This window comes from Sphaerotilus sp. (assembly GCF_034519685.1).
Taxonomy (GTDB): domain Bacteria; phylum Pseudomonadota; class Gammaproteobacteria; order Burkholderiales; family Burkholderiaceae_C; genus Sphaerotilus.
In genome coordinates this window covers 769,296-782,704 of sequence record NZ_JAXHOF010000006.1, presented here as the reverse complement: position 1 = coordinate 782,704, position 13,409 = coordinate 769,296, and the positions used below count along the sequence as shown (strand labels likewise).

At 64.5% G+C, this 13,409-nt stretch carries 14 protein-coding genes and 2 pseudogenes; 5 read left to right on the top strand and 11 right to left on the bottom strand.

From position 1 onward, the window contains the following. Positions 1–11: 11 nt before the first annotated feature. The 5 genes and pseudogenes from U5O44_RS14770 to U5O44_RS14750 form a co-directional block, all read right to left on the bottom strand. Positions 12–947 (bottom strand): IS5 family transposase, encoded by a 936-nt coding sequence (locus U5O44_RS14770; protein WP_322588759.1) that lies wholly within the window; start codon positions 945–947, stop codon positions 12–14. 285 nt (positions 948–1,232) lie between these two features. Continuing rightward, a pseudogene (locus U5O44_RS14765) lies at positions 1,233–1,463 on the bottom strand (IS701 family transposase); the annotation flags it as partial. A gap of 123 nt (positions 1,464–1,586) precedes the next feature. Continuing rightward, entirely contained in the window at positions 1,587–3,002 is a 1,416-nt protein-coding gene (tnpC, locus tag U5O44_RS14760; protein WP_322586439.1) for an IS66 family transposase, read from the bottom strand. Positions 3,003–3,089: 87 nt separating this feature from the next. Continuing rightward, positions 3,090–3,881, bottom strand: a pseudogene (locus U5O44_RS14755) (IS701 family transposase); the annotation flags it as partial. Between the two features lie 126 nt (positions 3,882–4,007). Then, entirely contained in the window at positions 4,008–4,415 is a 408-nt protein-coding gene (locus tag U5O44_RS14750) for a hypothetical protein (RefSeq protein ID WP_322589208.1), read from the bottom strand. Between the two features lie 103 nt (positions 4,416–4,518). Here U5O44_RS14750 and U5O44_RS14745 point away from each other — a divergent pair, with 103 nt between their 5' ends. Together U5O44_RS14745 and U5O44_RS14740 are read left to right on the top strand one after the other, a co-directional pair. Continuing rightward, positions 4,519–4,749 (top strand): DUF433 domain-containing protein, encoded by a 231-nt coding sequence (locus tag U5O44_RS14745; protein WP_322589207.1) that lies wholly within the window; start codon positions 4,519–4,521, stop codon positions 4,747–4,749. Beyond that, a complete protein-coding gene (locus U5O44_RS14740) occupies positions 4,746–5,081 on the top strand; it encodes a DUF5615 family PIN-like protein (protein ID WP_322589206.1) in 336 nt (111 codons plus the stop codon). The genes U5O44_RS14745 and U5O44_RS14740 overlap by 4 nt, the downstream gene beginning before the upstream one ends. A gap of 11 nt (positions 5,082–5,092) precedes the next feature. On the opposite strand, the gene U5O44_RS14735 is transcribed toward U5O44_RS14740, so the two are convergent. The 4 genes from U5O44_RS14735 to U5O44_RS14720 are packed head-to-tail and all read right to left on the bottom strand — an operon-like array spanning position 5,093 to position 9,038. Continuing rightward, positions 5,093–5,689 (bottom strand): hypothetical protein, encoded by a 597-nt coding sequence (locus tag U5O44_RS14735; protein ID WP_322589205.1) that lies wholly within the window; start codon positions 5,687–5,689, stop codon positions 5,093–5,095. Beyond that, the gene (locus tag U5O44_RS14730) at positions 5,689–7,197 is read right to left on the bottom strand and encodes an AAA family ATPase (RefSeq protein WP_322589204.1); all 1,509 of its coding nucleotides are present in this window, start codon (positions 7,195–7,197) and stop codon (positions 5,689–5,691) included. Before U5O44_RS14730 ends, U5O44_RS14735 begins: the two co-directional genes overlap by 1 nt. Next, entirely contained in the window at positions 7,194–7,847 is a 654-nt protein-coding gene (locus U5O44_RS14725; protein ID WP_322589203.1) for a hypothetical protein, read from the bottom strand. The genes U5O44_RS14730 and U5O44_RS14725 overlap by 4 nt, the downstream gene beginning before the upstream one ends. A gap of 6 nt (positions 7,848–7,853) precedes the next feature. Further along, the gene (locus U5O44_RS14720) at positions 7,854–9,038 is read right to left on the bottom strand and encodes a hypothetical protein (protein ID WP_322589202.1); all 1,185 of its coding nucleotides are present in this window, start codon (positions 9,036–9,038) and stop codon (positions 7,854–7,856) included. 230 nt (positions 9,039–9,268) lie between these two features. On the opposite strand from U5O44_RS14720, the gene U5O44_RS14715 reads away from it, so the two are divergent. The 3 genes from U5O44_RS14715 to U5O44_RS14705 are packed head-to-tail and all read left to right on the top strand — an operon-like array spanning position 9,269 to position 11,367. Next, positions 9,269–9,880 (top strand): LemA family protein, encoded by a 612-nt coding sequence (locus U5O44_RS14715; RefSeq protein ID WP_322589201.1) that lies wholly within the window; start codon positions 9,269–9,271, stop codon positions 9,878–9,880. 15 nt (positions 9,881–9,895) lie between these two features. Then, entirely contained in the window at positions 9,896–10,816 is a 921-nt protein-coding gene (locus U5O44_RS14710) for a TPM domain-containing protein (RefSeq protein WP_322589200.1), read from the top strand. Positions 10,817–10,818: 2 nt separating this feature from the next. Next, complete coding sequence (locus U5O44_RS14705) at positions 10,819–11,367, top strand: TPM domain-containing protein (RefSeq protein WP_322589199.1); 549 nt, start codon at positions 10,819–10,821, stop codon at positions 11,365–11,367. 101 nt (positions 11,368–11,468) lie between these two features. Here U5O44_RS14705 and U5O44_RS14700 read toward each other — a convergent pair whose 3' ends face one another. Next, positions 11,469–11,885: a F0F1 ATP synthase subunit epsilon gene (locus U5O44_RS14700; RefSeq protein ID WP_322589198.1), complete on the bottom strand. Its 417-nt coding sequence runs from the start codon at positions 11,883–11,885 to the stop codon at positions 11,469–11,471. A 94-nt stretch (positions 11,886–11,979) separates the two neighbouring features. Further along, the gene (gene atpD, locus U5O44_RS14695; protein WP_322589197.1) at positions 11,980–13,404 is read right to left on the bottom strand and encodes a F0F1 ATP synthase subunit beta; all 1,425 of its coding nucleotides are present in this window, start codon (positions 13,402–13,404) and stop codon (positions 11,980–11,982) included. Positions 13,405–13,409 lie beyond the last annotated feature (5 nt).

Below are 13,409 nucleotides of genomic sequence, written 5' to 3'. Positions count from 1 at the left end.
CCCAGACGGAGTTACGCCACAGCCTGCGTCACCGGGGTGCCCAGGTGGGTGAAGCGGTTGAGCACCGCAGCCCGCACCTGCAACTCCACCACCTGGCGCTCGAAGGTGCGCGCCGCCACCCGCTCGCCCAGCAGCTTGAAGCAGCGCATCTTCGTCTCCACCAGCGAGCGCCGGTGATAGCCGCTCCACTTCTTCCAGATCCCCCGGCCCAGCCGGTTCGTCGCCCGCAGTATCTCGTTGCGCGCCGCCGCCCCCGGCCGCTTGGCCTTCCACGGCTGGGCGTTCTTGCGCGTCGGTATGACCGCCTCGGCTCCCCGCTCGGCGATCGCGTCGTGGCAGTCCTGCGTGTCATACGCCCCATCCCCGCTCACCGACAGCACCGCCTCCTCGTCCGGAATCTGGCTGAGCAGCTCCGGCAGCATCGGCGCATCCCCCACGCTGTTGTCCGTCACCTCGATCGCCCGGATCTCCAGCGTCTGGGCGTCGATCCCCAGGTGAACCTTGCGCCACTGCCTGCGGTACTCCGCCCCGTGCTTCTTGGTCTTCCACTCGCCCTCGCCCAGCATCTTGATCCCCGTCGAGTCCACCAGCAGGTGCAGCCCGCCCCGGCTCGGCCGCGCCGTGATCTCCACCGTCAGCCGCTTCTCGCGCCGGCTCATCGTGCTGTAGTCCGGTGCCTGCCAGTCCAGCCCCGACAGCCCCAGCACGCTCTGCACGAACCCCTGCGTCTGGCGCAGTGCCAGTCCGAACAGCACCTTCATCGTCAGGCAGCACTGCACCGCCGCGTCGCTGTACATCGCCGGTCGCCCCGGCTTGCCGCTGACCGGCGCAGCCTGCCACGCCATGTCCCGGTCCAGCCACATCGTCAGCGAGCCCCGCGCCCTCAGCGCCTTCGTGTACGGCGCCCAGTTCTTCGTCACGTACTTCTGCTTTGCTGGCTTGCTCATCCTGTCAGCCTACCTCACCGCTCGACCATCGGCCGGCGGGGTGGGTTGTGCAACAAAGCCCATCCCAGCACTCTCCGCCTCGCTCGCTCCGCGCGCTACCCGGACTTCACCGGCTTGACGATGTTGTCAATGCCGGGGGGCTGAATACGTACCCCTTTCGCGCAGGTACCAGTTTTTCAGGCCCAGCTCGTCCTGCCAATCGTCGAGAAGACCGATGACGGCATTGATTTAGGACTTACGCAAGTTGAACTCAGTTAGCACAGAGCTTGGACTTTTGTAGCCATCTCAAATGTACGCCATCGGCACTGACGGTCGAGCTATTTCCTGCCGCATGTAATTCGACATCATCGCCTTCTTGATGCTGTAGATATTCGTCCTCATGTCTCTGGCCAGCGCGGACAGATGGTTCCACGCCAAGATGACACAGGCAATGTGATTCCTCTGCGCCCTGGCAGATCGACACTGGCATTTCTCCATGCCCAGCACCTGCTTGACCTCCCGGTGATACTGCTCGATCGTACGTATTCAGCCCCCCGGTATTGACACCCGCAAAGCCCTGGGCACGCCGCGTCGAGAAGGACGCAGCGCGAGTTCGAAGATGACCTGAAGGACCGCAGGACCGAGCCTGCGGCCACGCACTCAGCCCGAGGGCACCAGCGAGGGCGCCAGACCACCGGTGAAGTGCGCCTGCATCGCCTGACGCAGATACGCCAGCGCATCACGGCCCTGGCGCTTGCAGCTCTCCACCACCGTGTAGCCCCGGGCGATGAACTCCTCGCCCCGGCGTGATCTCGTCAGCCCCGAGATCTTGCGCTTGAGCACGATGGTGCGCAGCGCCTGCTCGGCGGCGTTGTTGGTCGGCGGCACGGCCGCGTCGCTCACGAACGTCCACAGCGCCGGCCAGAGCTTGAGCACGTTGGCGCAGGTCAGTGCGGTGCGCTGGCAGGCGCCGGCGATGCCGCGCTCCAGCGCCCGGCGCACGTGGTGCTGCACCTGCGCCATCTGCGCGGCGACCTGCTGGTCCTTGCGGTGCCAGCGCCGGAACAGCACATAGCCCAGCCCCAGCAGTCGGCGCCCGATCCGTCCGGCCTGCCCCGCACGTTGACTGATGCGCGTGAAGTCCCGCAGCAGGTGCGCCCAGCACACCTGCCGCTGCGCGGCGTCCACCCAGTCGTACACCGCATAGCGGTCCGTGACCAGCTTGGCCTTCGGGCTCTCGCCCAGCATCTCCTTGGCCACGTAGCGCGCCCGCGAAGACCAGAGCTGGTACACCACCAGCTTGGGCTGCGTCACCGTCCACACCCAGTGCCGCCCCGCGCCTTCTCGCGCGTAGCTGGTCTCGTCCACATGCACCACCGGCGCTGCGGCCAGCGTCTTCACCGCCGCCTGCACCGGCTCCTTCAACGCCTGCGCCACCAGCCCGTGCGCCTGCGAGATCGCCCCCACGCTGAACCGCACCCCCAGCACCTGCGCCAGCAGATCCCGGATCTTGGGCTGCGTCAGGTGGTACGCCGTGCCCAGCAGCCCCACCAGGGCCAGCGCCCTCGGCCCGATCTGTCCGCGCGGCACCCCCGCCGGCAACACCGATGCGTGTGTCTTGCGGCAGTGCCCGCACACCCCGTGGTACAGCCGGTACTCCTGCACCTCGGCCTTCACCTGTGCCGGCACGTCGAACACCTGGTGCCGTATCGGCCGCCCCGCCGCCACCGGACCGCCACACTCGCATGCCGCAGGCGGCGGGCAGTCGTGGATCACGTCCACCTCGGACTCCGCCAGCAGCGCCCGGTACGTGCCCTTGTGCCCAGGCTGCGCGCCCCGCACCCGGCCGCTGGTCCGGCGTTGTGCCCGGTTGCCGCTGTCCCCCGGCCCGTCCGACGATGGCGGCTTCGACGAGTTGCGTGAGTTCAGCTTCTTGTCCAGCAGCGCACTGACCTGCTCGCGCAGCTTCGCCAGCTCCTGCCCCATCTGCTCGATCACCGCGTGGCATTGCTCCAGCGTCTCGGGCTTGTTCGGCACTGCGGTGGCCTCACGGCCAGGGGCTTCGGGTTGGTCCATCCCAGCACTCTCCGCCTCGCTCGCTCCGCGCGCTACCCGGACTTCACCGGCTTGACGATGTTGTCAATGCCGGGGGGCTGAATACGTACGCTCGATCTTCCACCTGATCGCGCAGATCTCTCGCGTGTCGTCCACCGAAGTCTGTTCCAGATCATTGGTCACCACCCATTCCGTGCGACCGTTTCCCGTCGCCACCCGAAACAGCTTGACCTTGAGGCTGCCTGGAAACTTGTTCACCTTGACGAGCTTGCCGTGCGCGGCGCCTTGGTCGCTCCACTGCAACTCACTGACGGCCTGATAGGGCGCCTGCGCCTGACTGTCATCGACCAGGCGATTGCTCTTGAGCGGGCAGTAGAAGATCTTGCCCGCACGATGGATGTGCACCATCAGCTCCTTGGTGGCGTACCAGGAGTCCATCAGCACCACGCGGAATGGCAGCTTCTTGCCCGTCATGGCCTCGTCGAACATCTCCTGGACGTGCTGGAGCTTGGTCTTGTGGTCCACCTGCGGGGCGAACACTCGCCAGTCGATGATCCAGTAGCGACCGCTGCGGGGGTTGACGTACAAGCAGTTGACCACACCGATGCCCTTGATCAGGCCATGGGCATTGCCGCTGTACTGCCGCCGCACCAGCTCGATCGCATGGGAGTGGTTCTTGTCCGAGACGCTGTCGTCGAACAGCAAGAAAGCGTTCGGATCAGGTTCGATGGATTTCTCCACCTGCTCCCAGACGATGGCAGGCGTTATGTTTTCGTCTTGCAGGTAACGGTTGATGGCGTCATGCGAGAAATGCGGGTGATGGTCGGCGAAGTAGGTTTGGGTATAGTTGGTCTGGGTGGAGATCAGAAACTGACAGTAGTCGCGTCTTGTCGGCTTCATCATGGCTCCTGTTGAGTTGAGGCAAGCCAATTGTAGGCATATTTAATGAATCCGAACAGCCAGTTGAAACAAGATATTTCAGTGCACATCGGGTGCCGGATCAATCCATGGATCAGAATATGGCACTCAAAACTCAGTTGAGTTTGAAAGTTTCTTTTGCGTAAGTCCTATGATTTCATCGGCAGACAGAATGATGCGTGCGCCGAAGACATCATTCAGCCAGTTGTTGACTGGGTACTGGTCTTCTCGGGTGGAGAAGCGTGCGATCTTGTCGTCGATGCTTTCACGGGTTTTCACGCGGTAAAAATACTTGATGTCGATGTCCGCCGTCATCAGGTAGTCGTTGATGCTTTCGTGCAGCGTCAGGCGGTAGCGGTAGACATGCGAAGCCGGGACATGCTGGATGGTTCTGGACAGGTTGATCTTTTCTATTTTCCCGGTCTCGAAATAATCGTTCGAGAAATCGCGGTGCAAGCGGTTGATCTCGCTGACGAGTTGTCTGACTTGGGTGATCTTCTGGTCCATCTTGTCCATCTCAGTTCCTTGCGGAGGCGCACGCCTGCAGTGTGACCGAGATGGGCGCGGGCCACCACCACGCGCTAAAGTCGCACCATCGACCCGTCCTGGAGCCTCCCCGATGCTGAACTACCGCGACCTGATCACCCTGGAGCCTGGCAAGCGCGGTGGCAAGCCGTGCATTCGCGGCTTGCGCATCACTGTGTACGACGTGCTGGAGTGGCTCGCCAGCGGCATGTCCACCGCAGAGATCATCGAGGACTTTCCCGAGCTGACCCCGGCAGACATCCAGGCCGCGCTGGCCTACGCCGCTGACCGCGAACGCCACACCGCCTGGGTGCGCGCGGCATGAAGCTGCTGCTCGACGAGAACCTGTCGCGTCGGCTGGTGCCGATGCTGCAAGCGGTGTATCCGGGATCGAGTCAGGTCGATCTGCTCAGTCTGTCCGGGTCGGACGATCGCGCCATCTGGAACTACGCCCGCGAGCACGATTTCGTGATCGTCACCAAGGACGATGACTACCTCGACCTCTCGGCGCATCACGGCTCCCCGCCGGTGGTGATCCGGCTGGTCATGGGCAATTGCAGCAATGCTCGGGTGCTGGCCGCGCTGTGTGATCGTCATGGGGCGATCCAGGAAATCCTGGGGCGGGGGTCATCTGTTGGAGTGATCGAACTAGGGTGACTGCCCGGCCATCAGCCCGCCACCGGCTCGATCCCCCGCTCCGCCAGAAAAGTGCCGATCGCCTTCTCGAAGGCCTCGGCGCTCACCTTGCTCTTGTCGAGCCCTGAAACCAAGGTCATCAGGTCATCGCCTACGGCGTAAGGAACCCGCAGATGAGCGGTGTGAGACTTCGCCAGCGACTTTCTCATATTGTTCAGCAACGGTTGACGGTCGGTTCGGGCTTGCGCTTCTACTTCTTCAGCCGACCGGGTGAGCACTTGATGTTTATCAAGCACACCAGCAGCAGACATTGGAAATTCCCCATCCGACTTCTTCAGTCGCACCGAAAAATTTATTTTTTGACCTGAATCATCTTGGAATTCAATCTCAAATGGGGTTGCGGGGAAAGCTTTTGTCCAATTCCCGGTCAACGTCAGCGACGTTGACGCATAACCAAACCAGCAAAGTACCTGCTCATTTCCAGGCATAAGCAAAAAAATCTCTAAATGCGGGCAACAACACCAGGATTTAGCCTGAAAAAAACGAGCCTGCTGCCAAGCAGGCAATACTGCGCGCGAAAAATAATCTGCATCATCTTTGATATTTCTGGAAAATCTTCCAATAGGCATCACGAAGCCTCCTTGATCTTCATCGCATCAAACCGATCCCGGTATTCCTTGACCTTGTCCTTCATCACATCCCGCAGCGGATGCGTGGCCTTGATGACGGCCAGCAAACGCTCGGTGTCGATGGTCGCGCCGCCCGCGACAAACGCCTGCTCGATCGCCTCCTTGACGATGGCTTCGATGTCAGCGCCGGAATAACCATCCGTGGCCTTGGCGAGCCGGTCCACCTGCACCCCATTGCCGAGCTTTTTGCGCTTGTTCAAGTGGACCCTGAAAATCTCCGCCCGCTCGGCTTCCTTCGGGAAATCGACATAGAACACCTCGTCGAAGCGCCCCTTGCGCAGCAACTCCGGCGGCAGCGAGGACACGTCGTTGGCCGTGCCGATCACGAAGACCTGCTGTGTCTTCTCCTGCATCCACGTTAGGAAATAGCCGAACAGCCGGGTCGCCACGTCCGAGCTGCCGCCGCCACGCCCGACGCCGACAAACGCCTTCTCGACCTCATCGACCCACAGCACGCACGGACTCACCGCCTCGGCCACCCGCAGTGCCCGACGCATGTTGGCCTCGCTCTCGCCGACGTACTTGCCCATCATCGACCCCATGTCGAGCTTGAGCAGCGGCAGATTGAACAGCGTCGCTGCCGCCTTGGCCGTCAGCGATTTCCCACAGCCCGGCATCCCGACGATCATCACGCCCTTGGGTGGCTCGACGCCAAACGCCCGCGCCGCCGGCCAGTCCGCCAGCACCGCCGCCTTCTGCTTCAGCCACGGCTTGAGCTTCTCCAGCCCGCCGATATCGTCGAGCCGCTCGCGCACCTCCAGCATCTCCAGCGTGCCGCTCTTGCGGATGATCTGGCGCTTCTCGGCGTGGACGAGGTCGATGTCGTCGAGGTCGATGCGGCCGTCCTGCTGGAAACCCCGGTTGATGAGCTGGCCGATCTCGTAGCGCGTCAGGCCCTGGAAGGCGTTGGTGAGCTTGGCGAGCGTGCCGCCCTCGATGGTCAGGCCGTAGGCGTCCACGTACTTGCGGATCTCGCCCTGGATCGCCGCCTCGTCGGGCAGCGGCAGGTCGAACAGGGTGATGAACTTCTCCAGCTCGGGCGGCACGCAGGGCTGCGACGACACCAGGAAGACCGTCACGCTGCACTCGTCATCCGCCAGATTGCGGGCGATCAGCGCCTTGAGCCGCGCCACCGCGACCGGCGCGTCGTGCAGGCCGAGGTGGGCGTCGCGGATGACGATGAAGGTGTCGCGGGTGAAGTCTTGTTGCAGCAGGTTGTCGAGCGCATCGGTCAAGTTGCACCACGCCGCCTTGGGCTGGCGCGTCTCGAAATCAACCAGCCCGCGGGCGAGGTTCCATTCAACGATGCGGCGCTCGCCGTCCGCCGCCAGCGTGCGGATCAGGGCGTCGGCTTCGGATTCCTCGTGGGTGACGAGGTACAGCGCCGGGTAATGAGATTCGACGTGGGAACGCAGGGTGTCGATCAAGGTCATGCCTGTCGTGCTCATGCGGTGGCCTCCGACGCTTTCTCCGGTGCCACGAGCGAAAAATGCTGGGCAATCGCCTTGAACGCCAAAGCCACCGCACGGGCCTTGCGCCGCTCGGCGTCGTCCAACTGGCCGTTGATCTCGGTGTCGAGCGCGTCGGCCCGCTGCGCCAGCAACGCCTTGACGACCGGATGGGACACTTCCTGCGCCAGCGAGCGCAGATACGCCAGCCGGATGCGGTTCTGCACTTCGCGGCCCACCTCGGGATTCACCGCCGCCGACAGGGGCGACCGCTCGGCGATCACCTTGTCGAGCGCGATGTCCATCTCGGCGATCATCTGGCCGTAGGTCGCCTCGATCTGCTTGGCACTCGCGCCGCCCGGGGACGCCTGCTGGCCCGCCGCGCCGAACATCGCCGACAGGATCAGCTCATCCACCTCGATGCCGAAGACGCCGCACAAAACCCGAAACAGCGGCTCGTCCGCCATCTCGGCCGCGCCCAGTTTCTCCACCGCCCCCGCTTCTTCCGTCAACCCACGCGACCGCAACCAGCGCAGCAGCAGCCCGCTGCGGCCATGCGCGATGATTTCCGCCGTGAAGTGCTCGCGCAGTTCATCGAGGCTCTTGACCTTGATGCCGTCAAGGGGCAGATCGAATTTGATGAGTTTCATAAGTTCTCAAAAACCAAAGAATGAGGCGACCGAACTTACAACGCTGAACACTTTGCTCGACACATAACTCGCGGCACTCGACACCGCGTTGCCGACCGCCGACACCACCTTCTGGGCCGTGTTCTTGACATAGGACACACCCTTGCTGATCGCCTGCCCGACCTTTCCACCCGCGAACTCGCCCACCTTGTCACCCAGCCAACACCCCACCTTGCGCCCGACCGGAGACAGGAACGGGCCGATCCACGGGACCATGCCCGCCAGCTTTTCGCCGATCTTCCCGCCCACACGCCCGCAGACCTCTTTCAGCGCCTTGGTGCTCATGGCCGTGGTGTGGTCGGCGAGCTGGTCGAGCGCCTCGTCGGCATCCAGGCGGCCGCTGCCGAGGTCATGCAGCACACGCATCCGCTCGGTGCCCAGCCACGTCTGGTGGGCAAACCAGCCCGGCATCACCGTGTCGCCCTGCACGAACTCCAGCACCTCCGCCCCCAGCAACCCACGCCGCGCCGCCAGCGCCGTGGCCGAAGCCAGCGTCGCCTGCATCCCGTTGCGCAGCGCCGGATCGAGTCGGCCCTCCAGATAGTCCTGCACCAACTGCCGCGCCTGCGGATGGTCCGCCAGCAGCCGGTCCGCCGCGTCGCCCAGCAGGCCGCGCCCAGCCTGGTCCAGCACGTCCTGCGCCGAACCACTCCGCGCGCACTGCTCGATGAGCGTGGCCACGTCGATGCGGGACACGTCGTTCCAGACAAACGGTTCCGTCTTCTTCCGGGGCAGCCGCAGCGCCCAATCCCCGTCGGTGGCGTAGTCCGGCGCCCCGTCCCGCCGCCCGCCAGTCAGCAGGGCCAGCACCGCCGCGATGTCGGCCGGATCGGCTTGCGCCCACTCGGCCACACTCTCGACCTTCTGCGCGATCCAGCTGCTGCGCGACTTGCCCTTGCGGCGGTGCTGGCGCAGGTCGTCGTGCAGCACATGGCCGTCGTCGATGTAGCCGATGATCTCCACCGCCTCGCGCAGCGCCTGCTCGCGGGCCATCGCGGCCCGGCGTTCGATCATCTCGGCCAGCCATTGGTCGAGTGACTGCGAGCGGTCGCGCTGCGCATACTCGTGCAGCCAGTCGGCCAGCATCGCGGATGCGACGGGATCTTCGACGGCCGCCGGCACGGCGGACACCAGGCTCAAGTCAGTCTTCATGCACCCCTCCCCGATTGAAAAATCAGTCCAAAAATTCACAAGTCGCGCAGCTTAAATGCAAGGCGCGACAGGATGTGTCGCTTCGCACCATGCCGAACACCCCACCCCAGCCACCACACTGAGTTAAGCTCACGCTGGACAGGAATTCGTGAATTGCGACACATCTGAACAACAGACTGCACTCAACCTCACGCTCAACCTGCGCTGAAACCCTCGGAGGAACATTCATCATGCTGCTTTGGACATGGACGCAACGACTGCTGGCGATCACGGTCTTTGCCGCACTCACTGGCTGCGGCTACAACGATTTCCAGAAGCTGGACGAAGACGTGAAGGCGAGCTGGTCCGAGGTGCTGAACCAGTACCAGCGGCGTGCGGATCTGGTGCCCAATCTGGTCTCCACCGTCAAGGGGGAAGCCAATTTCGAGCAGGAAACGCTGACCAAGGTGGTCGAGGCCCGCTCCAGGGCGACCGCGATCCAGGCCACACCGGAACTCATCAACAACCCCGAAGCGTTCAAGAAGTTCCAGGCCGCCCAGGGCGAGCTGAGTGGTGCGCTGAGCCGGCTGCTGGTCGTGACCGAGAACTACCCCAACCTGAAGGCCAACCAGGGCTTCCAGGATCTGCGCGTGCAGCTCGAAGGGACCGAGAACCGCATCACCGTGGCGCGCAACCGCTACATCAAGACGGTGCAGGACTACAACGTGCTGGCCCGCAGCTTCCCGACCAATCTGACCGCCATGGTCTTCCACTACGAGGTCAAGCCGAGCCTGACCGTGGCCAACGAAGCCCAGATCAGCCAGCCGCCGGCGGTGAATTTCGACAAGCCGACAGCCAAGTAAACCGGGCCGCGCACCATGACCGCCCTGCTGCGAGGTCTGCTCACATTCGGGTTGTGGTGGCTGCTGGCCCTCGGCAGCCAGGCCCAATCGCTTCAGCCGGTTCCACCCCTCACCGACCGGGTGATCGACCAGACCGGCACCTTGCAGCCCGCGCAACAGCAGGCCCTGGTGGCCCAGCTGGCGACGCTGGAGCGCGAGGTCGGCGCGCAGTTCGTCGTCCTGCTGGTGCGCAGCACGCAGCCGGAGGACATCGCCGCCTATGCCCAGCGCGTGGGCGACCAGTGGAAGGTGGGCCGCCGCACGGTCGGCGACGGTCTGCTGATCGTGGTGGCGACGCAGGACCGCAAGGTGCGCATCGAGGTGGCCAAGACGCTTGAAGGCGCGATCCCCGACCTGATGGCCAAGCGGGTCATCAACGAGCAGATCACGCCAGCGTTCCGACAGGGCGACTATGCGGGCGGATTGTCGGCGGCGGTGCGGGTGCTGGGCGGACTGGCCAAGGGCGAGGGGTTGCCCGCACCGACCGCCAGCGACACCGGCGACCACGGCGGCGGGGAGGGACCGGATGCGATGGTGTGGGTCGTGCTGACCGTCGTGATGCTTCCGGCCTTTGCCAAGGCCATCGTCGGCGTGTTCGGGCGCAAGCTCGGACCCCTGCTGACCGGCGGTGGCGCGGGGGGGCTCACGTGGCTGCTGACGGCCAGTGCGGCGGCGGCGGGGATGGCGGCGGTCGTCGGGCTGGTCGTGGCGCTGGTGGTCGGGGTGATGGGATTTCTCTCGCCGCGCGTGACCCGCGGACGGTCATTCCCTGCACCGGGCGGCTGGGGCGGCGGTGGCGGTGGCGGCTGGGGAGGAGGCGGCTCGTCGGGAGGCGGCGGATTCTCCTCAGGCGGTGGAGGTGATTTCGGCGGCGGCGGCGCCTCGGGAAGCTGGTGAACATGGCCAAGGACAAGACTTCGACACCCGGCCCGATCCGGTTCCAGCGCAGCTGGCAGCAGTGGTGGCACCACCTCTGGTCGGACCGCAGCGACATCGCCCATGTCCTCGGCGACGAGGCCCTCACCCGGCTCGAAGCGCGCATCACCGCCAGCGAGCAGGGCCACAGCGGCGAGATCCGGCTGTGCGTCGAGGCCGCACTGCCGTGGCGCTATCTGCGCGAGGGGGCGAGCCCACGGACACGGGCACTGTCGGTCTTCAGCAAGCTGCGGGTCTGGGACACCGAGCACAACAACGGCGTGCTGGTGTACCTGCTGCTGGCCGACCGCGCCATCGAGATCGTGGCCGACCGCGCCCTGCACCGTCACATCGACCCGGCGCAGTGGCAGGCACTGGTCGAGGCCATGCAGCCGCTGCTGCGTGAGGGCCGGCACGAGGCTGCGCTGCTGCACACGATCGGCGCGCTGGACGAAGCGCTGCGGCACTGGTTCCCGCTCTCGGCCTCGCAGCGCAACCCGAACGAGTTGCCCAACCGCGCAGACTTGCGCTGAGCCAGAAACGCCACGCCCGCCGCAGGTCTGCACCTGGGCGGGCGTGGTTTTCCGTCAGTCAAACAGTCCCACCAGCTTGCGAGGGGGGAAGGTCGCGGTGCTTACTTGCGGCGGAACTTCTGGATCGCGGCGATCTGGGCCGCCATGGCGGCAAATTCGCCCTGGGCACGGGCCAGATCGATGTCGCTCTTGGCGTTTTTCATCGACTCTTCGGCGATGCGCTTGGCTTCGACAGCCTTGGCTTCGTCCAGATCGTGGCCACGGATGGCGGTGTCGGCCAGCACGGTCACACGGTCCGGCTGCACTTCGAGAATGCCACCGGCCACGAACACGAACTCTTCTTCACCGGTGTCGGCACGCTCGATGCGCACGGCGCCCGGACGGATGCGGGTGATCAGCGGCGTGTGGCGGGGCAGGATGCCCAGCTCGCCGTTCTCGCCCGGCAGCGCGACGAACTTGGCCTCACCCGAGAAGATCGAGTGTTCTGCCGAGACGACGTCAACGTGGATCGTTGCCATGTTCTTCCTTCGTGGGGGGTTGAAGAGGAGTCAGCAAACCAAGGGTGGCAGGCCCTTCACCGGACGACGGCGAGGGAGCACCACCCACTGGGGTTCACTGCATCTTCTTCGCCTTCTCGAAGGCTTCGTCGATGGTGCCGACCATGTAGAACGCCTGCTCCGGCAGGTGGTCGCATTCGCCAGCCACGATCATCTTGAAGCCGCGGATGGTTTCCTTCAGCGGAACGTACTTGCCCGGCGAGCCCGTGAAGACTTCCGCGACGTGGAACGGCTGGGACAGGAAGCGCTGGATCTTCCGGGCACGGGCCACGGCGAGCTTGTCTTCCGGAGCCAGTTCGTCCATGCCCAGAATGGCGATGATGTCGCGCAGTTCCTTGTAGCGCTGCAGCACCTGCTGCACGGCACGGGTCGTCTTGTAGTGCTCTTCGCCGACGACGTTCGGGTCCACCTGGCGGCTGTTCGAGTCGAGCGGGTCCACGGCGGGGTAGATACCGAGCGACGCGATGTCACGCGACAGCACGACCGTTGCGTCCAAGTGGGCGAAGGTGGTGGCAGGCGACGGGTCGGTCAGGTCATCCGCAGGGACGTAGACGGCCTGGATCGAGGTGATCGAGCCGACCTTGGTCGACGTGATCCGCTCTTGCAGACGGCCCATTTCCTCGGCCAGCGTCGGCTGGTAACCCACGGCGGACGGCATCCGGCCCAGCAATGCGGACACTTCGGTACCGGCCAGCGTGTAGCGGTAGATGTTGTCCACGAAGAACAGCACGTCACGGCCTTCGTCGCGGAAGGACTCGGCGATCGTCAGACCGGTCAGGGCCACGCGCAGACGGTTGCCCGGCGGCTCGTTCATCTGGCCGTAGACCATGGCGACCTTGGAGTCGCCCAGGCTCTCCAGGTTCACGACGCCCGAATCGGCCATTTCGTGATAGAAGTCGTTCCCTTCACGGGTCCGCTCGCCCACACCAGCGAACACCGACAGACCCGAGTGGGCCTTGGCGATGTTGTTGATGAGTTCCATCATGTTCACGGTCTTGCCCACACCGGCGCCGCCGAACAGACCCACCTTGCCGCCCTTGGCGAACGGGCAGATCAGGTCGATCACCTTGATGCCGGTTTCCAGCAGATCCTGCGACGGGCTCAGCTCGTCATAGGCCGGGGCCTTGCGGTGGATGGAAGCCGAGTGTTCCATGCTGACCGGACCGCGCTCGTCGATCGGGTTGCCCAGCACGTCCATGATGCGGCCCAGCGTCGCCGGGCCGACCGGCACCGTGATCGGAGCGCGCGTGTTGCGCACTTCCAGACCGCGGCGCAGACCGTCGGACGAGCCCAGCGCGATGGTACGCACCACGCCGTCGCCGAGCTGCTGCTGCACTTCGAGGGTCAGCGCGCTGCCGTCCAGCTTCAGTGCGTCATAGATCTTCGGCATCTGGTTGCGGGGGAATTCCACGTCCACCACGGCGCCGATGCACTGAACGATCTTGCCTACTGCGCCAGTAGTGGCTTGAATGTTCGCCATTTTTC